General features: G+C 69.5%; 15 protein-coding genes and 1 riboswitch. Of the genes, 9 read left to right on the forward strand and 6 right to left on the reverse strand.

The window, feature by feature from the left end; genetic code table 11:
* Positions 1 to 288: 288 nt before the first annotated feature.
* Both AB0C62_RS33990 and AB0C62_RS33995 read left to right on the forward strand, forming a co-directional pair.
* Positions 289 to 1,047, forward strand: coding sequence for a helix-turn-helix domain-containing protein (locus AB0C62_RS33990; RefSeq protein ID WP_362979893.1), 759 nt, complete (start codon positions 289 to 291; stop codon positions 1,045 to 1,047).
* Positions 1,048 to 1,146: 99 nt separating this feature from the next.
* Positions 1,147 to 1,584: an SsgA family sporulation/cell division regulator gene (locus tag AB0C62_RS33995; RefSeq protein WP_081218297.1), complete on the forward strand. Its 438-nt coding sequence runs from the start codon at positions 1,147 to 1,149 to the stop codon at positions 1,582 to 1,584.
* Positions 1,585 to 1,669: 85 nt separating this feature from the next.
* Here AB0C62_RS33995 and AB0C62_RS34000 read toward each other — a convergent pair whose 3' ends face one another.
* Positions 1,670 to 3,211: a YibE/F family protein gene (locus AB0C62_RS34000; protein WP_362979854.1), complete on the reverse strand. Its 1,542-nt coding sequence runs from the start codon at positions 3,209 to 3,211 to the stop codon at positions 1,670 to 1,672.
* Positions 3,212 to 3,282: 71 nt separating this feature from the next.
* Positions 3,283 to 3,439: riboswitch (TPP riboswitch) on the forward strand.
* On the opposite strand from AB0C62_RS34000, the gene thiC reads away from it, so the two are divergent.
* Positions 3,432 to 5,252 carry a phosphomethylpyrimidine synthase ThiC gene (gene thiC / locus AB0C62_RS34005; protein WP_362979856.1) on the forward strand — a complete coding sequence of 607 codons (1,821 nt, stop codon included), beginning with the start codon at positions 3,432 to 3,434 and terminating at the stop codon, positions 5,250 to 5,252. Its footprint overlaps the riboswitch before it by 8 nt.
* A gap of 88 nt (positions 5,253 to 5,340) precedes the next feature.
* Here thiC and AB0C62_RS34010 read toward each other — a convergent pair whose 3' ends face one another.
* Complete coding sequence (locus AB0C62_RS34010; protein ID WP_362979895.1) at positions 5,341 to 5,727, reverse strand: VOC family protein; 387 nt, start codon at positions 5,725 to 5,727, stop codon at positions 5,341 to 5,343.
* A 5-nt stretch (positions 5,728 to 5,732) separates the two neighbouring features.
* A complete protein-coding gene (locus AB0C62_RS34015; RefSeq protein WP_362979858.1) occupies positions 5,733 to 6,095 on the reverse strand; it encodes a DUF1801 domain-containing protein in 363 nt (120 codons plus the stop codon).
* A gap of 177 nt (positions 6,096 to 6,272) precedes the next feature.
* On the opposite strand from AB0C62_RS34015, the gene AB0C62_RS34020 reads away from it, so the two are divergent.
* Positions 6,273 to 7,160 carry a LysR family transcriptional regulator gene (locus AB0C62_RS34020; protein ID WP_362979860.1) on the forward strand — a complete coding sequence of 296 codons (888 nt, stop codon included), beginning with the start codon at positions 6,273 to 6,275 and terminating at the stop codon, positions 7,158 to 7,160.
* A gap of 133 nt (positions 7,161 to 7,293) precedes the next feature.
* Positions 7,294 to 8,853 carry a VWA domain-containing protein gene (locus AB0C62_RS34025; protein ID WP_362979862.1) on the forward strand — a complete coding sequence of 520 codons (1,560 nt, stop codon included), beginning with the start codon at positions 7,294 to 7,296 and terminating at the stop codon, positions 8,851 to 8,853.
* Positions 8,854 to 8,973: 120 nt separating this feature from the next.
* On the opposite strand, the gene AB0C62_RS34030 is transcribed toward AB0C62_RS34025, so the two are convergent.
* The 3 genes from AB0C62_RS34030 to AB0C62_RS34040 form a co-directional block, all read right to left on the reverse strand.
* On the reverse strand, positions 8,974 to 9,837 hold the full coding sequence (locus tag AB0C62_RS34030; RefSeq protein ID WP_362979864.1) for a hypothetical protein: 864 nt from the start codon (positions 9,835 to 9,837) through the stop codon (positions 8,974 to 8,976).
* Positions 9,838 to 10,018: 181 nt separating this feature from the next.
* A complete protein-coding gene (locus AB0C62_RS34035; protein ID WP_362979866.1) occupies positions 10,019 to 11,170 on the reverse strand; it encodes a metallophosphoesterase in 1,152 nt (383 codons plus the stop codon).
* Positions 11,171 to 11,371: 201 nt separating this feature from the next.
* The gene (locus tag AB0C62_RS34040; protein ID WP_267051315.1) at positions 11,372 to 12,484 is read right to left on the reverse strand and encodes a LacI family DNA-binding transcriptional regulator; all 1,113 of its coding nucleotides are present in this window, start codon (positions 12,482 to 12,484) and stop codon (positions 11,372 to 11,374) included.
* Between the two features lie 468 nt (positions 12,485 to 12,952).
* On the opposite strand from AB0C62_RS34040, the gene hisC reads away from it, so the two are divergent.
* The 4 genes from hisC to cydD all read left to right on the forward strand — a co-directional run bounded on the left by hisC (position 12,953) and on the right by cydD (position 20,550).
* Complete coding sequence (gene hisC, locus AB0C62_RS34045; protein ID WP_362979868.1) at positions 12,953 to 14,029, forward strand: histidinol-phosphate transaminase; 1,077 nt, start codon at positions 12,953 to 12,955, stop codon at positions 14,027 to 14,029.
* 386 nt (positions 14,030 to 14,415) lie between these two features.
* Entirely contained in the window at positions 14,416 to 15,924 is a 1,509-nt protein-coding gene (locus AB0C62_RS34050) for a cytochrome ubiquinol oxidase subunit I (RefSeq protein WP_362979870.1), read from the forward strand.
* Between the two features lie 20 nt (positions 15,925 to 15,944).
* Positions 15,945 to 16,952, forward strand: a complete 1,008-nt coding sequence (gene cydB, locus AB0C62_RS34055; protein WP_362979872.1) for a cytochrome d ubiquinol oxidase subunit II — start codon at positions 15,945 to 15,947, stop codon at positions 16,950 to 16,952.
* Between the two features lie 52 nt (positions 16,953 to 17,004).
* On the forward strand, positions 17,005 to 20,550 hold the full coding sequence (cydD, locus tag AB0C62_RS34060; RefSeq protein ID WP_362979874.1) for a thiol reductant ABC exporter subunit CydD: 3,546 nt from the start codon (positions 17,005 to 17,007) through the stop codon (positions 20,548 to 20,550).
* Positions 20,551 to 20,620 lie beyond the last annotated feature (70 nt).

The raw sequence follows: 20,620 nt of genomic DNA on the forward strand, positions 1-20,620 counted from the left end.
CCACCCCTCCAGCGATCGGGCGAACCCGCGGGGGCCCGTGTCACACCGGTGCAACCGCGTACGTCCCCAGGGGAGACGACCCCGCCCCGCTCGTCGCCGGTCCCTCCGGCCTCCCCGGGGGAGCAGACCACTCCGCGCGGCCCGACGGCGCAGTCCCCCGCTTCCCGTACGCGGCAGGAGGACGTGCCCACGGGGAGCGCGCGTCCGCCGGCCTCCGCTCCACGCCCCCCGGCGTCCGGAGCGGTACGCACCGCGCGCGTAGCCTCCCCGGAACCCGAAGCAGCCCCCCTGGACCCGCACCCCACCACGCTGATCGGCTCGGTGCAGCGAGCCATGCGCCTGCTCGAGGCGGTCTCCTCCCGTGACCAGGGCGCCCCTGCCAAACAGCTCGCCAGGGAGGCCGGACTCGCGCTGCCGACCGCCTACCACCTGCTGCGCACCCTCGTCCACGAGGGCTATCTGCGCCGCGAGAAGGGGCTGTTCTTCCTGGGGGACGCCGCCGAACGCCTGAGCAGCAGCGGAGCCCAGCAGAAACGTCGCAGCACGGTGAGCGAGACGCTCGCCCGCTGGCGTGACGCGATCGGAGCCCCCGTCTACTACGCGATCTACCGCGAGGGCGAGATCGAGGTCATGTGCGTGGCCGACACTCCCGCGAACCCCGCGGTCGAGGAGTGGGCGGACTTCCGCGAGACCGGGCACGCGCACGCGATCGGCCAGTGCCTGCTGTCCCAGTTGGACGAGAAGTCGCGGCGCGAGCACCTCACCCGCTACCCGGTGCAGTCCCTCACGCCGTACACGGTGCGTGACGAAGACCGGCTGCTGCGGCGCCTCGAACGGACCGGCCGCATGGAACCGGTGATCGAGCGGCAGGAGTACGCGCTGGGTGCCGTCTGCGCCGCCATCCCCATCACCGTGGGCAGTACTGCCGGGTCAATCGGCCTTTCCCTCCCCTCCCACCAAGCCGACCGACTGCTCCTTGCGACACGGAAGTTGCAGAGTGAAATCGGCCTGGTCCTGGGGTCACTCGGTATCTCTATCAGTATCTGAAAACTCACTCCTTGTGATCTGTCGTGCACGTTGAGCAATATTTCAGCTGTGTCAGGGGGACGATTCCTGGCCAGGTGACAGCGAACGACGGGGTAGACGATGCGCGAGTCGGTGCAGGCAGAAGTCATGATGAGCTTCCTCGTGTCCGAGGAGCTGTCCTTCCGCATTCCGGTGGAACTGCGCTACGAGACCCGCGATCCGTACGCCGTCCGGTTGACCTTCCACCTGCCCGGCGACGCGCCGGTGACCTGGGCGTTCGGGCGGGAGCTGCTCATCGACGGGGTGGGCAGGGCATGCGGTGACGGCGATGTGCACATCGCGCCGGCCGACCCGGAGGCGTTCGGCGAGGTACTGATCAGGCTTCAGGTCGGCTCGGACCACGCCTTGTTCCGGTCGGGGACGGCACCACTCGTCGCCTTCCTCGACCGTACGGACAAGCTCGTGCCCCTCGGTCAGGAGCGGTCGCTCGACGGGTTCGACACCTACCTGGACGACGCGCTCGACCGCATCCTGGCGGAGGAGCAGAGCGCAGGCTGAAACCTCGTCACCCCCGGGCGGAGTAACGCTTCCTCAGCGGGGGCGGCCGCCACGGACCCAGGTGCGCCTGCCCGTCAGAGGCGGCTCAGCGCTTGCGGCGGCGGCCCTTCCCGCTCCTGGCCGACATCCTGGCGCCCGCGGGTGCCACCGACACGGCCGGTACCCCGTCACGGTCCGCCGCGACCACCAGAGCGGCCAGCGCTGTCGTCACCGGCACCGCGGCGACCAGGCCGATCGATCCGACCAGAGTGCGCACGATCTCCTCGGCGACCAGTTCGCTGTTGGCGACGGTGCCCACGCTGCTCTGTGCGATCGAGAAGAGCAGCAGCAGCGGCAACGCGGCGCCCGCGTACGCCAGGACGAGCGTGTTGACCACGGACGCGATGTGGTCGCGGCCGATCCGGATACCAGCCCGATACAGGCCGCGCCAGCCCATCGTGGGGTTCGCCTCGTGCAGCTCCCAGACCGCGGACGTCTGCGTCACCGTCACGTCGTCGAGCACACCGAGCGAGCCGATGATGACCCCGGCCAGCAGTAGACCGCTCATGTCGATCGACGGGTACAGGCCGTGGATCAGGCCGGTGCTGTCGTCCGTGTTGCCGGTCAGGACGGCCCAGTCGATGAAGACCGAGCCCAGGATGCCGATCAGCAGCAGGGAGAGCAGGGTGCCGACCACCGCCACGGATGTTCGGGCCGACAGCCCGTGGCACATGTAGAGGGCGATCAACATGATCGCGCTGGACCCGACGACCGCCACGATCAGCGGGTTCGACCCCTGCAGGATCGCGGGCAGGATGAAGAAGTTCAGGATCATGAAGCTGATGGCCAGAGCGATCAGCGCCATGACGCCGCGCATCCGGCCCACCACCACGACGACCACGGCGAACAGGCCCGCCAGTAGCGTCAGGGGCAGCTTGCGGTTGGCGTCCGCCACCGAGTACTGGAGATCCTTGGGGGCCGAGGGCTCGTAGGCGACGATGACTTTCTCGTCCTGATGCAACTGCCGTGACTGGTCCGGCTGGACGATCTCCGTGAACGTACGGCCCTTGTCCTTGCCGGTGTCGATCCGGATGGTCGCCCGCTTGCACTCACCCGTCGCCTGCTGCTGCGCGGACGCGCCCTCGGCCGTGGAGGTGTCGCCCGTCGGCGTCTCCCCCGAGGCGTTGACGGACTTGCAGTCCACCTGGACGATCTTGGTGACCGTCGCGTTCTGGGTCTGCCGGTCGAAGCCGACACCGGTGCGTTCGTGAGCCGGTGCGCCGCCGGGCCACAGCACCACGAGGCCCACCGCGACCGCGGCGGCGAAGGGGATGAGCACCGCGGCGATGACCTTGCGCAGATGCTTCGAGACAGGGGCAGCCGGCCCGTGGTTGTGGCTGTGCGCGTGACCGTGCCCACCGCCGGGGCCCTGTCCTTGTCCGTCGCCGTCACCAGGGCCGGTGTGTCCGCCGCCCGGTTTCGGACCGGGACCGTTTCCGGGTCCAGAACCGTGCCCGTGTCCCCGCCCATCGGAAGGCCCAGGTTCGTGCCCACGACCGCTGCCGGGACCACGTTCGTGGCCGTCGTCGGAGCCCGGACGGCGGGGCGGCTCGGACGGTGGGAACGAGGGCTGCTGGGTCGTCGTCACCGCCCGATCATCGCAAGAACGGCAAGGGCCCCCTGTTCACCGCGCCAGATATGACGCTAGCGTGGAGTCACCTTTGCACACGCGGGAGCTCGGAGCACCGGGCTGAGAGGGCGCTGACCTCCGTCTTCGCGATGTTTCACATGAAACATCGGCGAACGGAAGCCGCTGCGTCGACCGCCGAACCTGTTACCGGGTAATGCCGGCGTAGGGAGTAGGTCTCATGACCAACAAGGACGTACGCACGCCTGCCTCCAGCCAGACGGACGGCGCTTCTTCGCTGTCTCCGACCGATGAGGCCGGGAAGTCCATCGGCTGGCACAAGGCGTACGTCGGGGGTACGCGCCCCGATCTGCGCGTGCCGGTCCGTCAGGTGCACCTGACCAATGGGCAGTCCGTGACGCTGTACGACACCTCCGGCCCGTACACCGATCCGAGCATCGACACGGATGTGCGCCGGGGGCTGGCGCCGCTGCGGGAGAACTGGATCATCGCTCGCGGTGACACCGAGGAGTACGCGGGCCGTCCCGTCCGTCCGGAGGACGACGGGATCAAGCACACAACTCCGCGCGGTGGTCTGCGCAATCTCGACGCGGTCTTCCCGGGACGGCCGCGTCAGCCCCGGCGGGGGCGTTCCGGGCAGGCGGTCACGCAGCTCGCATACGCCCGCCGCGGTGAGATCACCCCCGAGATGGAGTTCGTCGCCGTTCGCGAGAACGTCGAACCCGAGGTCGTGCGCGAGGAGATCGCCGCCGGCCGGGCGGTTCTGCCCGTGAACGTCAACCATCCCGAGATCGAGCCGATGATCATCGGCAAGCGGTTCCTGGTGAAGGTGAACGCCAACATCGGCAACTCCGCCGTCACTTCCTCCATCGAGGAGGAGGTCGAGAAGATGACCTGGGCGACTCACTGGGGCGCCGATACTGTCATGGACCTGTCTACCGGGCGGAACATCCACACGACCCGAGAGTGGGTGCTGCGCAACTCCCCCGTGCCCATCGGAACCGTGCCGCTCTACCAGGCGTTGGAGAAGGTCGACGGCCGTGCCGAGGAGCTCACCTGGGAGATCTACAAGGACACGGTCATCGAGCAGGCCGAGCAGGGTGTGGACTACATGACGGTCCACGCGGGGGTCCGGCTGGCGTACGTGCCGCTCACCGCGAACCGCAAGACCGGCATCGTCTCGCGCGGCGGCTCGATCATGGCGGCCTGGTGCCTCGCGCACCACCAGGAGTCGTTCCTGTACGAGAACTTCGAGGAGCTCTGCGAGATCCTCGCCGCGTACGACGTCACCTACTCGCTCGGCGACGGTCTGCGGCCCGGCTCCATCGCGGACGCCAACGACGCCGCGCAGTTCGCGGAGTTGAGGACGCTCGGGGAACTCAACACGATCGCGAAGCGTTTCCATGTACAGACGATGATCGAAGGCCCGGGACATGTCCCGATGCACAAGATCAAGGAGAACATCGACCTTCAGCAGGAGATCTGTGATGAAGCTCCGTTCTATACGCTCGGCCCGCTGACCACCGACGTCGCGCCCGCGTACGACCACATCACCTCCGGCATCGGTGCCGCCATGATCGCCTGGTGGGGCACGGCCATGCTCTGCTACGTGACGCCCAAGGAGCACCTGGGGCTGCCCAACCGTGACGACGTCAAGACAGGCGTCATCACCTACAAGATCGCCGCTCATGCGGCCGATCTCGCCAAGGGCCACCCCCGTGCGCAGGACTGGGACGACGCGCTGTCCGATGCCCGCTTCGAGTTCCGGTGGGAGGACCAGTTCAACCTGGCTCTCGACCCGGACACGGCCCGGGAGTTCCACGACGAGACGCTTCCGGCCGAGCCCGCCAAGACGGCCCACTTCTGCTCGATGTGCGGACCGAAGTTCTGCTCGATGAAGATCAGCCAGAGCATCAACGAACGGTTCGGTGGCGACAGGGCTGCGGGTGCTTCGGAGGCGGAGATCTCCGAGGGCATGCTCCAGAAGTCCCGGGAGTTCGCGGAGGCGGGCAACCGCGTCTATCTGCCGCTGGCCGACTGACCCGTTCCGTGGGTCGCGGTCCGGGTCACCGAACCCCCGGGCCGTGACCGGCGGGCTGTCGAGCGGCAGTCGGTCGGGCGCCGGCCGGTCATGCCGTGGTGTCCTGCGGATACCAGCGCAGTTCCACTGTGTTGCCGTCGGGGTCGCGGACATAGAGCGAGGTGGCCGTACCCCGAGCGCCGAAGCGTGGGCCGGGTCCGTCGACGACGGTGAAGGTTCCGGAGGCGACCACCTCGTCCCAGTCCAGCGGTTCCACCGCGAGACAGATGTGGTCGACGTTCGACCCCCCTCGGGCGCCGGCGGCCAGGTCGATGATGGTCTCCTCGGTGACCCGCACCGACGGGAACGGAGCCTGACCGACGCGCCACTCGGCGACGCGGACCGGTTCCAGGCCGAGGAGACCGATGTAGAAGTCCAGGGACCGTTCGACGTCCTCGACGGTGAGCACCAGGTGGTCGAAGGCCTTCACGCGCACGGAGCTCATGACGTCTCCAGCGCCACGGCGAGACGGAGCCACTCGGCGAAGAGGGCCGGATCGACCTCGTCGACACGGCTGAGCTTCACGGAGGCCATCCGGCGGGACCCGGCCACCAGCCGGCCTGACGGGTCGGCCACGTCCTGGCCGCGCCAGAGGCCGAAGGTGACGTAGGACGTGTAGGCCTTGAGCAGGCAGACCGGGGTCCGGCCGGGTCTGTCGCCGAGGCTCCAGGTGGGATGCCCGTGCCACAGCGCACCGGACGTTTCCGGGAGGGCGGAGTCGATGACGGGGCGGATCTTCCCGGCGGTCTCGCGCAGCGGACCGTCGAGGTTGTCCAGATAGGAGGTGATCTCCGAGGCAGTCATGTGGTTCCCGTTCAGGTGAGGGCCCAAGGGGCTCAGGTGAAGGGTGAGGAGACGAGGGCCTGGCCGGGGTTGCCCCGAAAGGCCATGGTGACGCCTTCTACGATCCGCCGTACGGCAGTCGTCATCAAGGCAGGATCGGTGTACGACCGTTGAGCCAGATTTAACGCCGGAGGAATCGTGCTGGAGCGGCTGGAGATCGAGACCTTCCTGGCGCTGGCCGAGGAGCTGCACTTCGGCCGCACCGCCGAGCGGTTGTTGATCACCACCGGACGGGTCAGCCAGGTGATCAAGAAGGTCGAGCGTCAGGTGGGCGGCTCGCTGTTCGAACGAAACAGCCGCTCGGTCCGGCTCACCCCGATCGGACGCCGACTGGCCGACGACCTGGTGCCCTTGGTCGCCGCGATGGACGAGGCGCTGCGACGGGCGAGGGACGCCAGCCGTGGGGTCACCGGGGAGTTGCGAGTGGCCTTCCTCGGGGAGTGGACGGCACCCGCACTGCTCAGAGCGGTCGCCCTGTTCGAGGAGCGGCACCCGGACTGCCGTGTCGACGTGCGGGAGGTCCAGCTGGCCAACTCACGCGCAAGCCTGGTGGACGGTTCGATCGACCTTCTGCTCGCGTCGTACCCCTTCGACGGGATGGCTTGCGGACCCGCGCTGCTGCGGGAGGGACGGGTGCTCGCCGTCGCGGCCGGTCATCCGCTCGCCGGCGAGGAGGGCGTGTCCGTCGAGGTGCTCGCGGAGCACCCCGTGGTGCGGTACCCGCACGTGACCTCGGCGGGGTTCAAGCGGGACCGTACGCCGGACCGCACTCCGTCGGGCAGGCCCGTTCCGAAGGGCCCGGTCGGCGAGTCCTTCTCGGAGATGCTGACCCTCGTCGCGATGGGGCGGGGCGTCCTGCCCGTGGGGGACCACTCCCGGCGGTACTACCCCCGGCCCGATGTCGCCTACGTGCCTCTGTATGACGCGCCGCCGATCGAGAGGGGACTGATCTGGAGTGAGGCCAACACCACCGAGCGGCTGCGCGCGTTCGTACGGGCGGCGACGGACGCCACCCCCTCGCTCTGAGGCCGCGCCCCTACCGAGGGGCTGGGAACCGAGGTCGGAGCGGCCGCCCCGGGCCGGTGGACGGATGGAGGCGCGTGCGGCTGGTTGTGTATCGGGCGGGCCCGGTGCCCGGTTCTCTGGGCAGACTGGGCGTATGACAGCGACATCGATGAGCAAGGGCGGCAACCTTCCCGTCGCCGTCGAGGCGGTGCAGGTCGAGCTCGGCTGGTCCGGGGGCACCGGTGCGCCGGACGCCGATGCCTCGGCGCTGCTGCTCCGTGCCGACGGACGGGTGAGGGACGACGGTGACTTCGTCTTCTACAACCAGCCTCAGCACGCCTCGGGTGCCGTGCGTCATCTGGGGAAGCGACGGGACGGCGGGGCCACGACGGACACCGTCGGAGTGGATCTGGGGGCCCTGGAACCGGAGATCGACCGGGTCGTGCTCGGCGCCTCGGCGGACGGGGGCACCTTCGGCCGGCTGTCCGGTCTGCGGCTGCGCCTGCTCGACGCCGGGACGGGCCGCGAGCTGGCGCTGTTCGAGATGGAGGCCACGACGGAGACGGCGTTCATCGGTGGTGAGCTGTACCGGCGGGCCGGTCAGTGGAAGTTCCGCGCGGTGGGACAGGGGTACGCGTCAGGCCTCGCGGGCCTGGCCACCGACTTCGGGATCAGTGTGGACGAGGAACCGGATGCCACCGGGTCGCCGGCGGCCTCTGCACCCACGCCCACGCCCACGGCATCGCCCACGCCCACCTCCGTGTTCCCGCCCCCTCCCGCTGCCCCGGCACCTCGGCCGGCCGACGCGACATGGCCCGCACCGGTAGCGTCGGCCGCCCCCGTCCCGCCCGCCGGCTCGCCGCACGCGAGCGCTCCGCCGCCGTCCGCCCCTCCCGTACCGCCCCGCTCGCCTGCGGCCCCTGCCCCTGTCCCGGCCGCCGCCTCCGCTCCGCGTCTGGTCAAGGGCGAGGAGCAGTTGCCGGTGGACATGCGCAAGCGGCTCTCCCTGCGGAAGGAGCAGGTGGCGGTCAGCCTGCGCAAGCACGGGGCGGAGGGGGTGACGGCGCGCGTCATCCTGGTTCTGGATGCCTCCGGGTCCATGTCCTTCCTGTATTCGAAGGGTGTCGTCGCGGACGTCGTGGAGCGGATGGCCGCGGTGGCCGCGCAGCTCGACGACGACGGTGAGATGCAGGCGTGGACGTTCGCCTCGAACCCGGCCCGGCTGCCGGACCTCGCGCTGGGAGAGCTGCCGGAGTGGCTGCAACGCCATGTCCGGGTCGGTGAACTGACGCTGTTCCGGCGCAAGAAGCCGCGCAAGGGCCTGCTGCCGGGTCAGGTGGACATGCGCGCGGTGGGAATCCAGAACGAGGAGCAGAAGGTGATCGCGGAGGTGCGCACGTACGTCCGTGAGAACCCCGCCGCCCCCACACTGGTGCTCTTCTTCTCCGACGGCGGCGTCTACCGCAACAAGGAGATCGAGACCGAGCTGCGGGCGGCGGTGGACGAGCCGGTCTTCTGGCAGTTCGTGGGGCTGGGGCGTTCCAACTACGGTGTGCTGGAGCGGTTCGACACCCTGCCCGGCCGGCGCGTCGACAACGTGGGCTTCTTCGCCGTCGACGACATCAGCGACGTACCGGACGCGGAGCTCTACGACCGGCTGCTGTCCGAGTTCCCTTCGTGGATGCGCGAGGCCCGGCGGCTGGGGATCGTCTGAGACGACGACAGTGAGGGTGCCGGCCGGAGGACCGGCCGTCACCCTCCCCGAGGCAGCCGTGTGGGCCCGCGCGCCTGCGCGGGCCCTTCCCCCGTGGTCCCGGCCGTCGGCGGTCCGGAATTATTCGGGCTGGTGTTCCGGCCCCCCGAAGTCCGGGCTCGAGAAGTCCGGGCTGGAGAAACTCGGGCGCGGACCCGCCGCCGGTCCGCTGTCGGGGCTGCTGAACCCCGGCCGGTCGTAGCCCAGGTGCGGGATGCGGCTGGGCGCCGGTGTGGCGCGGTCCAGGGCCACCGAGCCCGGATCCGCGAGGGCTTCCCGGAAGAACGGCAGGATGCCGCGCTCCAGCAGGGCGTCGTGCCAGGCGTCCCTGGCCCGGGCGACCTGTTCGGTCAACTCGCCGCCCGCTCCCGCCAGGAGCGAGGACGAACTGTTGCGCAGGGCCGTCAGCAGCAGACCGGCCGCGGCGACGAGGATCGCCGCCGCGGTGACCGCGCCGAAGACCCATCCGGTGGTCAGGAGGGTCCGGGCGATGTCCGGCTCCGGGTTGAGCATCTTGAGGATGTAGCCCACGAGCAGGAATATCACCGCGGCCGTCCCGGCGAGGACGGGGGCGAGCACCGCGACGACGGCGATGGCGCCCGCGCCCGCGGTCTCGGTGACCTCGCTCACGGTGGCGGCGAGCCCCATCGCGCCGGCGCCCGGCTCCGGGGAGCCGGTCTCCTCACTCACGACCGGAGTGGACGCCACCGGGCGGCGCATTTCCTCGCGGGCCTTCACGTAGTGCGTGTACTCGTCCGCCGCGGCCGTCGTGATGAGGGCGGTGGCGTTGAGCGCCATGGTGCGCAGTTGTTCGAGGTTGAGCCGCTGGCCGACAGCGGCGAGTTCCGGGCGGTGTGGTGCGGAGCGCAGCGCCTCGTCGAGGATCCGCTCGTAATCCTGGCGGTCCTCGCTCAGCAGGTGCTGCGGAACGCTGTTCATCTGCATCCCCCGATGCTCCGTAGGGCTGATGGCTCGCACGCTGACGAGCCGTTGGGCAGAAACGGAGGGGAGCCTGCTACGGATAAGCCGATGGTAGAGCGGTGACGGCACGCCGTGACAGGGGGTTTCCAGAAATTGGCCCCTGGCCGGCGCGCTCCACCCGGAGAGACGCCTGCCCGCTGAACGGTCAGATATCCAAAGGAAGTTGCTGGACCAGTAGCTTTCCGGCCATGGTCACTCCGCCGTCCATGGCGATGGCGAGTCCGTCGGCGTAGAGGTGCGGCCCCTCCACCACGGGGCCCGCGCTGTCCTCGCCCTCCTCCGTGCCGACCTCGCCCAGCAGGTACGGAATGGGGCTGTGACCGTGGACGATGCGTGTGCCGCCGTACGTTCCGAGCAGTTCGCGGACGGCCTCGGAGCCGCCGTCGTCGCGGAAGGCGAAGCGCTTGGTGAGCTTGCGGAACACGTCCCAGCACTCGTCGGCGTCGTTGCGGGTGAGGGTTTCCCGGACGGTGTCGTTGACCGCTTCGATCGAGTCGCCGTAGTCGAGGTAGGCGGTCGTGTCGGAGTGCACCAGCAGGTGTCCGTCGACGAGTTCCATGGCGTCGAGGCGGGCCATCCACTGGAGGTGGTGGTCCTGGAGGCGGTCCATGTCCGTCTTCTGGCCGCCGTTGAGCAGCCAGGCGGCCTGGAAGGTGGCGGTGCCCGCGCCGGAGTTGACGGGGGTGTCGGCGAACCGCTTGGCGCCGAGCAGCAGCAGCTCGTGGTTGCCCATGAGCGCCTTGCAGTAGCCGCCGGCCGCGGCCGCCTCGGCGGAGAGCCTCATCACGAGGTCGATCACGCCGATGCCGTCCGGGCCGCGGTCGGTGAAGTCGCCGAGGAACCAGAGACGTGCGGTGCCCGCGGACCAGTTGCCCGCGGCGTCGAGGAGCCCCTGCTCCTGGAGCGCGGCGACCAGCTGGTCGAGGTAGCCGTGCACGTCGCCGACGACGTACAGCGGCCCTGGGCCCTCGTCGGGGACCGGGACGGCCGCCGGGTCGACGGTGACCTGAACCGTGTCACCTCGGTTGATGACCGGCAGATCGCGCTGTGTGGGCGTGTATCCCTCGGGGAATTCTCCCGGGAACTCGCCCGGGAAGTCCTCGGTGGAGTCCATGACCGCGTACGGCGTGGGCTCTCCCGATGGGTACAGCCCGGACTGCCCGACGGGTCCGGCGCCCTCGCCCTGAGGCGTGTTCTGCGCGTACGGACCGGTCTCGTGGACGTAAGCGGGAACCCGGAAGTCGCGCAACGTCGCCGTCCGCATCACCTCGGGTCCCTGACCGGCCCCCTGAGTCATCGACCCCTCCACCACCATCGCGCCGCATCTGCACCTGTTCGGACTGCCTGGTCGCAGCGGCCCGCGGTGTCGTCCGCCCATCATAGGAATGCGGATCGCGCCATGTGATGACCCAGGGGTGGTGAATCGGAACAGGAGGCCGGTCCACCGTGGTTTTCGCCCGAATTGGGCGGGGCTTTCCCCGCCCTTGTCGCTTCGGGGTCAGCCCTCTTCGGGTGATCGGGGCGGGCTGACCGTCGTCCGGGGCGGCCTGCGCTGCGACGAGGTCCGCACGATGAGTTCCGTCGGTATCACCTGCTCGACCGGTTGGTCCGATTCGACCCCTTCGATGGCGTCGATCAGGAGCTGGACGACGGCGGTGCCGATTCTGCGCGGTTTGAGGGAGAGCGTGGTGATGGGCGGCTCGGTGCTGGCGTAGACCGTGGACTCGCTGCAGCAGACCAGGAGCAGGTCTTCGGGTACGCGCAGACCGTAGCGGCGGGCCGCCGCCAGCAGGTCCGTGCCGTTCGGGTCGAAGAGGCCGTAGACGGCGTCGGGGCGGTCGGGTCGGGCGAGGAGGCGGTCGGCGGCGACGGCTCCGGCGCACGGATCGTGCGCCGGATAGGCCTCGTACACCGGATCCTGGCCCACGCGCTCGCACCAGCGCAGGTAGGCGGTCGTGGAGAGGTGGGTGTACGTGTCCGTGGTGGTGCCGGTGAGCAGGCCGATGCGGCGCGCGCCGGCGGCGGCCAGGTGGTCGAGGATGCCCAGGACGGCGGCCTCATGGTCGTTGTCCACCCAGGCGGTGACCGGGAGCGCTCCGGCCGGCCGTCCGTCGGAGACGACGGGTAAGCCCTGCCGGACCAGCTCGCTGACGACGGGGTCCTGGTCGGACGGGTCGATGACCACGGTTCCGTCCAGGGCCACGTTCGACCACACGTCGTGGCGGGAGGTCGCAGGGAGGATGACCAGGGCGTATCCCCGCGCGAGTGCGGCCGAGGTGGCGGCTCTCGCCATCTCGGCGAAGTAGGCGAACTCGGTGAAGGTGAAAGGTTCATCCCCGTATGTGGTCACGGTCAGGCCGATCAGGCCGGACTTGCCGGTACGGAGGGTTCGGGCCGCCGCTGACGGGCGATAACCCAGTCGGTCGGCGACCTCGCGGACATGGCGTCGGGTGGCGTCCGGGAGCCGGCCCTTGCCGTTGAGGGCATCGGACACAGTCGTGATGGAGACCCCCGCGGCCGCGGCCACGTCTCTGATACCCGCCCGGCCCGGTCGACCGCCTCGGCGGGTGGTCTCCGCCCGGCTCACCTGGTGCTTCCCTGCTGCTGTCATGGCGAGCCGATAGTAGGGCTCATGCGGTGGGGTAGTGCGGACGCATATGCACGCGTTGACAGGCACGTTTCTGCATGGTCAAAAAGTGCTAACTTCCTTGGAAACAAAGGTAGTTGAACGATCCAATGCCAGTACGTGACTTGTCGACGCGCATGGGCCTGCCAAGTGGGCCATGTTTCGAAGAGGTCTCAACTCACCTGTACGAGGGATGCGCGCCACGGCGCGGGCCACCGGCGCATGTGATGAACGCCGACGCGCCCCCCTATTCGTACACGTTCGTACGAGGATGCCCTGCCGTTCGGACGGCATCCCGAGGTTGCTCCCCTCCCGTGGTGGATCACGGCGTGAGAGGCCGGACGGGGTCCGGTTGTCCACAGAGCATTCGCAGGGGAGCCGAATCCTCATAAGGTGAGAAGCATTGGTAGCCGGTGGCGGTCTGAGCCGCTGGTGGTCACGAGGAGGACTGCGGTGAGCGAGACGAGCCCCAAGCTGCGTGCCGAGCTGGCGGGGATCCCCGCCTACAAGCCCGGCAAGCCCGCCGCGATCGGTGCCGTGGCGTACAAGCTGTCCTCCAACGAGAACCCGTATCCGCCCCTGCCCGGTGTCATCGAGAGCGTCACCGCCGCGACCGACTCGTTCAACCGTTACCCGGACATGGCGTGCACCGGGCTGATGAACGAGTTGGCGGACCGTTTCGCCGTCCCCGTCTCCCACCTCGCGACCGGCACCGGCTCGGTCGGTGTCGCGCAGCAGCTGCTGCAGGCCACAAGCGGCCCCGGCGACGAGGTCATCTACGCGTGGCGCTCCTTCGAGGCGTACCCGATCATCACGCAGATCAGTGGCGCGACCTCGGTGAAGGTGCCGCTCACGCCGGACGAGGTGCACGACCTGGACGCGATGGCCGACGCGATCACGGACCGGACCCGGCTGATCTTCCTGTGCAACCCGAACAACCCGACGGGCACCGTGGTGCGCCGGGCCGAGCTGGAGCGCTTCCTCGACCGGGTGCCGAACGACGTGCTGGTCGTGCTGGACGAGGCGTACCGCGAGTTCATCCGGGACGTCGAGGTGCCGGACGGCGTGGCGATCTACCGCGACCGGCCGAACGTCTGCGTGCTGCGCACCTTCTCCAAGGCGTACGGTCTGGCCGGCCTCCGCGTCGGCTTCGCGATCGCCCATGAGCCGGTGGCGGCCGCGCTGCGCAAGACGGCCGTGCCGTTCGGTGTGAGCCAGCTGGCGCAGGACGCCGCCGTGGCGAGCCTGCGCGCCGAGGACGAACTGCTCGGCCGGGTCGGCTCCCTCGTCTCCGAGCGCAGCCGGGTGGTCGACACCTTGCGCGGTCAGGGCTGGACGGTTCCCGAGACGCACGCCAACTTCGTGTGGCTGCGCCTGGGGGAGCGGACGGTCGACTTCGCGGCCCACTGCGAGCAGGCGGGCGTCGTCGTGCGTCCGTTCGCGGGCGAGGGCGTCCGTGTGACCATCGGTGAGACCGAGGCGAACGACATCTTCGTCAAGGCGTGCGAGGCGTTCCGCCAGGAGCTGTAGTCATCCGGACGGGGGCGGTACCGGCGGGCGCCGGTACCGCCCCCGTCGCGTTTCCCCGGCCTTCGACCCCGGTCCACGCCTGGGTTCACCTCGTCCAGCCACCCGGGCCCTACTCGCCCCGGACCTGCTCGGTTCTGTCCGGTGTCGGGCTGGATGCGGCGTGTGCGCGATCTTCGGTCGTAAGGTCCCGATCCGCCGGGGCGATCACTGTCGTCGTCGCCGCTCCCGCTGAGGGACCCCCCACGTGTCAAGGCTCGAACGGGCATGCGTCATAATTGCTTGTGAATGTGAACGCGTTCACAAACGTGTCCTGGTTGCTCCCGTGATGTCCGTGACAAAGCGGGCAAACTGCCGCTGTGACCACGGTGACGTAAGGAGACTGCGACGTGGAATTGGCTCTGGCGCCGGAAACTTTGGCGCGATGGCAGTTCGGTATCACCACCGTCTACCACTTCCTCTTCGTCCCCCTGACGATCTCGCTCGCCGCGCTCACCGCCGGCCTGCAGACGGCCTGGGTGCGGACGGAGAACGAGAAGTACCTCAGGGCGACCAAGTTCTGGGGCAAGCTCTTCCTGATCAACATCGCGATGGGCGTCGTCACCGGCATCGTGCAGGAGTTCCAGTTCGGCATGAACTGGTCCGACTACTCACGCTTCGTGGGCGACATCTTCGGCGCTCCGCTGGCCTTCGAGGCCCTGATCGCCTTCTTCTTCGAGTCGACCTTCATCGGGCTGTGGATCTTCGGCTGGGACAAGCTCCCGAAGAAGATCCACCTGGCCTGCATCTGGATGGTCTCGATCGGCACGATCCTGTCGGCGTACTTCATCCTCGCGGCCAACTCGTGGATGCAGCACCCCGTCGGCTATCGGATCAACAAGGCGAAGGGACGTGCGGAACTCACCGACTTCTGGCACGTACTGACCCAGAACACCGCGCTGACCCAGGCCTTCCACACCCTCACGGCGTCCTTCCTCACCGGCGGTGCCTTCATGGTGGGCATCGCCGCCTTCCATCTGGCCCGCAAGAAGCACATCGGCGTCATGAAGACGTCGCTGCGGCTCGGCCTCGTCACCGTCGTCATCGCCGGTCTGCTCACGGCGGTCAGCGGTGACATGCTGGGCAAGGTCATGTTCAAGCAGCAGCCGATGAAGATGGCCGCCGCCGAGGCGCTGTGGGACGGCCAGAACTCGGCGCCCTTCTCGATCTTCGCCTACGGAGACGTGAGCAAGGGCCACAACTCCGTCGAGCTCTCCATCCCGGGGATACTGTCGTTCCTCGCCGACGACGACTTCAACTCATACGTCCCGGGCATCAACGACACCAACAAGGCCGAGCAGCAGAAGTACGGGCCGGGCGACTACCGGCCCATCATCCCGGTCACCTTCTGGGCGTTCCGCTGGATGATCGGCTTCGGCATGGCGTCCTTCGCGATCGGCCTGTTCGGACTCTGGCTGACCCGCAAGAAGTTCATGCTGCCGCAGCATCTGAGGGTCGGTGACGACGAGGTGCCGCATCTCGTCCTCTTCAAGAGCAAGGCAGTCGGCCCGAAGCTGACCACCTGGGCCTGGCGCATCGCCTTCTGGACCCTGGGCTTCCCGTTGATCGCCAACTCCTGGGGCTGGATCTTCACGGAGATGGGCCGTCAGCCCTGGGTGGTGTACGGCGTTCTGCAGACCCGGAACGCGGTCTCCCCCACCGTCTCGCAGGGCGAGGTCCTCACGTCGATGATCGTCTTCACGTCGCTCTACGCGATCCTCGCCGTCATCGAGGTGAAGCTGCTCGTGAAGTACGTCAAGGCGGGACCGCCCGAGCTGACGGACGCCGACCTCAACCCGCCCACCAAGATCGGCGGCGACTCCCATGACGCCGACAAGCCGATGGCCTTCTCCTACTAGGCCCAGGGAGCTGCTGAGTCATGGAACTTCACGACGTCTGGTTCGTCCTCATCGCGGTCCTGTGGACCGGCTACTTCTTCCTGGAGGGCTTCGACTTCGGAGTCGGTGTCCTCACGAAGCTGCTGGCCCGGGACCGCACCGAGAAGCGGGTGCTGATCAACACGATCGGTCCCGTGTGGGACGGCAACGAGGTGTGGCTGCTCACGGCGGGCGGCGCGACCTTCGCGGCCTTCCCGGAGTGGTACGCCACCCTCTTCTCCGGCTTCTACCTGCCGCTGCTGATCATCCTGGTCTGCCTGATCGTGCGCGGTGTCGCCTTCGAGTACCGGGCCAAGCGGCCCGAGGAGCACTGGCAGCGCAACTGGGAGACCGCGATCTTCTGGACCTCGCTGATCCCGGCGTTCCTGTGGGGTGTGGCCTTCGGCAACATCGTGCGCGGGGTCAAGATCGACCGGAACTTCGAGTACGTGGGCAACTTCTGGGATCTGCTCAACCCGTACGCGATCCTCGGCGGCCTGGTCACCCTGACCCTGTTCACCTTCCACGGCACGGTGTTCGTGGGACTGAAGACGGTCGGCGACATCAGGGAGCGGGCCCGCAAGCTCGCCCTGCGACTCGGCCCGATCACAGCCGTGTTGGCGCTGGCCTTCCTGGTCTGGACCCAGGCCGACAACGGTGACGGAGGATCGCTGGCCGCGCTGATCGTCGCCGTGGTCGCGCTCGTCGCGGCCCTGGTGGCGGTCAACGCGGGCCGGGAGGGCTGGGCCTTCATGCTCTCGGGAGTCACCATCGTGGCAGCGGTCGCGATGCTCTTCCTGACGCTCTTCCCGAACGTCATGCCGTCCTCGCTCAATGACGACTGGAGCCTCACGGTCACCAACGCGTCGTCGAGCCCGTACACCCTCAAGATCATGACCTGGTGTGCCGGCATCGCCACGCCGATCGTTCTGCTCTACCAGAGCTGGACCTACTGGGTGTTCCGCAAGCGCATCGGTACGCACCACATCGCCGCGGATGTGTCGCACTGAGTCCGACGTAGTGGGCACGTTTCACGTGAAACGTGCCTGATGAGCCAAGGGTGTGTTTCACGTGAAACCAATCGATCCGCGTCTGCTCCGGTACGCCCGAGCCACCCGCCTCTTCCTCCTGGCGGTCGTGGTGCTGGGTGTCGTCGGAGCGACGCTGGTCATCGCCCAGGCGATGCTCATCGCCGAAGTGGTGGTGGGCGCCTTCCAGCACGGCTTCTCCGCGACGGAACTCCGTTCGCCGCTCCTGCTGTTGGTGGCGGTCGCGATCGGGCGGGGCGTGGTGGCCTGGCTCACCGAGCTGGCCGCTCACCGGGCGAGCGCCGCGGTCAAGTCCGAGCTGAGGGGGCGGTTGCTGGAACGGGCCGCACTCCTTGGCCCAGGGTGGCTCAGCGGCCGGCGGACGGGCTCGCTGGTCGCCCTCGCCACGCGGGGGGTCGACGCTCTCGACGACTACTTCTCGCGCTACCTGCCGCAACTCGGGCTCGCGGTGGTCGTCCCCGTCGCTGTGCTGGTGCGCATCGTCACCGAGGACTGGGTGTCGGCGGCGCTCATCGTCGGCACGCTCCCCCTGATCCCGCTCTTCATGATCCTGATCGGCTGGGCCACCCGCACACAGATGGACCGTCAGTGGCGCATGCTGTCGCGTCTCTCCGGACACTTCCTCGACGTCGTCGCGGGCCTGCCGACGCTCAAGGTCTTCGGCCGGGCCAAGGCGCAGGCCGAGTCGATCCGGAAGATCACCGGCGAGTACCGGCAGGCGACCATGCGGACGCTGCGGATCGCTTTCCTCTCCTCCTTCGCCCTGGAGCTGCTCGCCACCATCTCGGTCGCCCTCGTCGCCGTGACCATCGGTATGCGCCTCGTCCACGGCGAGATGGACCTGTACGTGGGGATCGTCATCCTCGTCCTGGCGCCCGAGGCGTATCTGCCACTGCGCCAGGTGGGGGCCCAGTACCACGCCGCCGCCGAGGGGCTCGCCGCCGCGGAGGAGATCTTCGCGGTGCTGGAGACCCCCGCGCCGGCCGCCGGATCGCTGCACGCGGCGGCCGGGGAGATCGACTTCGAGAGCGTGACCGTGCGCTACCCGGGACGATCCACGAACGCGGTCTCGGACGTCTCGTTCACCGTCGCACCCGGTGAGACGGTCGCCCTCGTCGGACCCAGCGGCGTGGGCAAGTCGACGCTGCTGAACGTCCTGCTCGGGTTCGTGGAGCCCACCGCGGGCCGCGTACGGGCCGGGGGAGTCGATCTCTCCGAGGCCGACCTCGCGGAGTGGCGTTCCCGGATCGCCTGGGTACCGCAACGACCGCACCTGTACGCCGGGTCCATCGCCGAGAACGTACGGCTGGCACGCCCCGGCGCGGACGACGTGGCGGTACGCGTGGCCCTCGTCGACGCGGGCGCGGCCGGATTCGTCGACGCGCTGCCGGACGGGGCGGACACACTTCTCGGTGAGGACGGCGCCGGTCTGTCGGCCGGACAGCGTCAGCGCCTCGCGCTGGCCAGGGCGTTCCTCGCGGACCGGCCCGTGCTGCTTCTCGACGAGCCGACCGCCTCGCTCGACGGGGCGACGGAGGCGGAGGTCGTCGAGGCCGTCCGGCGTCTCGCCGTCGGGCGGACGGTGCTCCTGGTGGTGCACCGGCCGGCCCTGCTCGGGGTGGCGGACCGGGTGGTCCGCCTGGAGGCCGCCTCGCCCGCGGACGCCCGGCTCGCGGAGCTGGTCACCGACTCGGTCACGGAACCAGCGCTCATCGGGTCCGGCACGCAGCCGGCCCGGGGCATCGAGCCGAACGGCTCGGGCACGGTGGACGGAGAGGGACCCACTCCGGTACCGAGCCCGCGCGGCGGCGTGCTCGCCCGCGTCCGAGCCATGGCCGCTCCCCGCCGGGGACCGCTCGCGCTCGCCCTGTTCTTGGGCAGCCTCGCGCTGGGAAGCGCCGTCGGTCTGATGGCGACCTCCGGGTGGCTCATCTCGCGGGCCTCCGAGCAGCCGCCGGTGCTCTATCTGATGGTGGCCGTCACCGCCACGCGCGCGTTCGGCATCGGGCGGGCGGTGTTCCGGTACGCCGAGCGGCTCGTGTCGCACGACGCCGTGCTGCGGATGCTGGCCGACACCCGGGTCGCCGTCTACCGGCGCCTGGAACGTCTCGCGCCCGCCGGGCTCCGCACCACCCGGCGCGGCGATCTGCTCTCGCGGCTCGTCGCCGATGTCGACGCGTTGCAGGACTACTGGCTGCGCTGGCTGCTGCCGGCCGGAGCGGCGGTCATGGTGTCCGCCGTCTCCGTCGGCTTCACCGCCTGGCTGCTGCCCGAGGCCGGGGCGGCTCTCGCCGTCGGGCTGCTGGCGGCCGGCGTCGGTGTACCCCTGGTGACCGGCGCCGTGGCACGCCGCGCCGAGCGACGGCTGGCTCCCGCCCGCGGAGCACTGGCGACCCAGGTGGCCGATCTGCTCACGGGTACCGCCGAGCTGACCGTCGCGGGCGCCCTGCCCGCCCGCGCCGCCGAAACCCGGCGGGCCGACGGCGTCCTGACCCGGATCTCCTCACGGGCCGCCACCGCGACCGCCCTCGGAGACGGACTCACGGCGCTCGTCTGCGGCCTGACCGTCGCGGCCACCGCCCTCGTCGGCGCCCAGGCCGTCGCCGCCGGACGACTGGACGGCGTGCTGATGGCCGTCGTCGTCCTCACCCCGCTGGCCGCTTTCGAGGCCGTCATGGGCCTGCCGCTCGCCGTGCAGTACCGGCAGCGGGTGCACAAGAGCGCGGAGCGGGTGTACGAGGTGCTGGACGCCCCCGATCCCGTACGGGAACCGGAGCTGCCGCGGCAGGCGCCCGTGTCACCGTTCCCGCTGCGCCTGGAAGGAGTCCGGGCCCGCCACGCCGGACAGCACCGGGACGCGCTGGCCGGCCTCGACCTGACGCTCGACGAGGGCCGCAGGATCGCCGTGGTCGGTACCTCCGGGGCGGGCAAGACGACGCTCGCCCAGGTGCTGCTCCGATTCCTGGACACCGAAGCGGGGACGTACACACTGGGCGGCGTGGACGCGTACGGGATGGACGGGGACGCCGTACGTCGGCTGGTCGGGTTGTGCGCGCAGGACGCGCACCTCTTCGACAGCACCGTGCGCGAGAACCTGCTCCTCGCCCGCAAGGACGCGACCGAGGCCGGACTGCGCGACGCACTGGGGCGAGCCCGGCTCATCGACTGGGTGGACGGACTTCCCGACGGGCTGGACACACTGATCGGCGAGCACGGTGCACGGCTGTCCGGCGGCCAGCGCCAGCGGCTCGCCCTCGCCCGCGCGCTCCTCGCCGACTTCCCCGTCCTCGTCCTCGACGAACCGGCGGAACATCTCGACCTGGCGACGGCAGACGCGCTCACCGCAGATCTGCTGGCCGCGACCGAGGACCGTACGACGTTGCTGATCACGCACCGGCTCGCCGGGCTCGACGCGGTGGACGAGGTGATCGTGCTCGCGGACGGCGAGGTGGTCCAGCGCGGGGCCTTCGCGGAGCTGTCGGCAGTGGCGGGACCGCTACGGAAGATGGTGGAGCGGGAGGCCGCCGGAGATCTGCTGGTGGGTGCGGTGGCGGGGTGACCGCGGCCCAGGCTGTCGAGAACTGCCGGGATTCGCCGCGGCTGTCCCGGACCGGGCCTGGCGGGGTTCG

Origin of the sequence: Streptomyces sp. NPDC048643 (genome assembly GCF_040650615.1) — a bacterium.
In the GTDB taxonomy this organism is placed as follows: domain Bacteria; phylum Actinomycetota; class Actinomycetes; order Streptomycetales; family Streptomycetaceae; genus Streptomyces.

Coding starts and splice junctions, on each gene's coding strand:
- cydB (WP_362979872.1), top strand. CDS start 15,945: ATGGAACTTCACGACGTCTGGTTCGTCCTCATCGCGGTCCTGTGGACC.
- AB0C62_RS34015 (WP_362979858.1), bottom strand. CDS start 6,095: ATGACTGCCTCGGAGATCACCTCCTATCTGGACAACCTCGACGGTCCG.
- AB0C62_RS34040 (WP_267051315.1), bottom strand. CDS start 12,484: ATGACAGCAGCAGGGAAGCACCAGGTGAGCCGGGCGGAGACCACCCGC.
- AB0C62_RS34035 (WP_362979866.1), bottom strand. CDS start 11,170: ATGACTCAGGGGGCCGGTCAGGGACCCGAGGTGATGCGGACGGCGACG.
- AB0C62_RS34030 (WP_362979864.1), bottom strand. CDS start 9,837: ATGCAGATGAACAGCGTTCCGCAGCACCTGCTGAGCGAGGACCGCCAG.
- AB0C62_RS33995 (WP_081218297.1), top strand. CDS start 1,147: ATGCGCGAGTCGGTGCAGGCAGAAGTCATGATGAGCTTCCTCGTGTCC.
- thiC (WP_362979856.1), top strand. CDS start 3,432: ATGACCAACAAGGACGTACGCACGCCTGCCTCCAGCCAGACGGACGGC.
- AB0C62_RS34025 (WP_362979862.1), top strand. CDS start 7,294: ATGACAGCGACATCGATGAGCAAGGGCGGCAACCTTCCCGTCGCCGTC.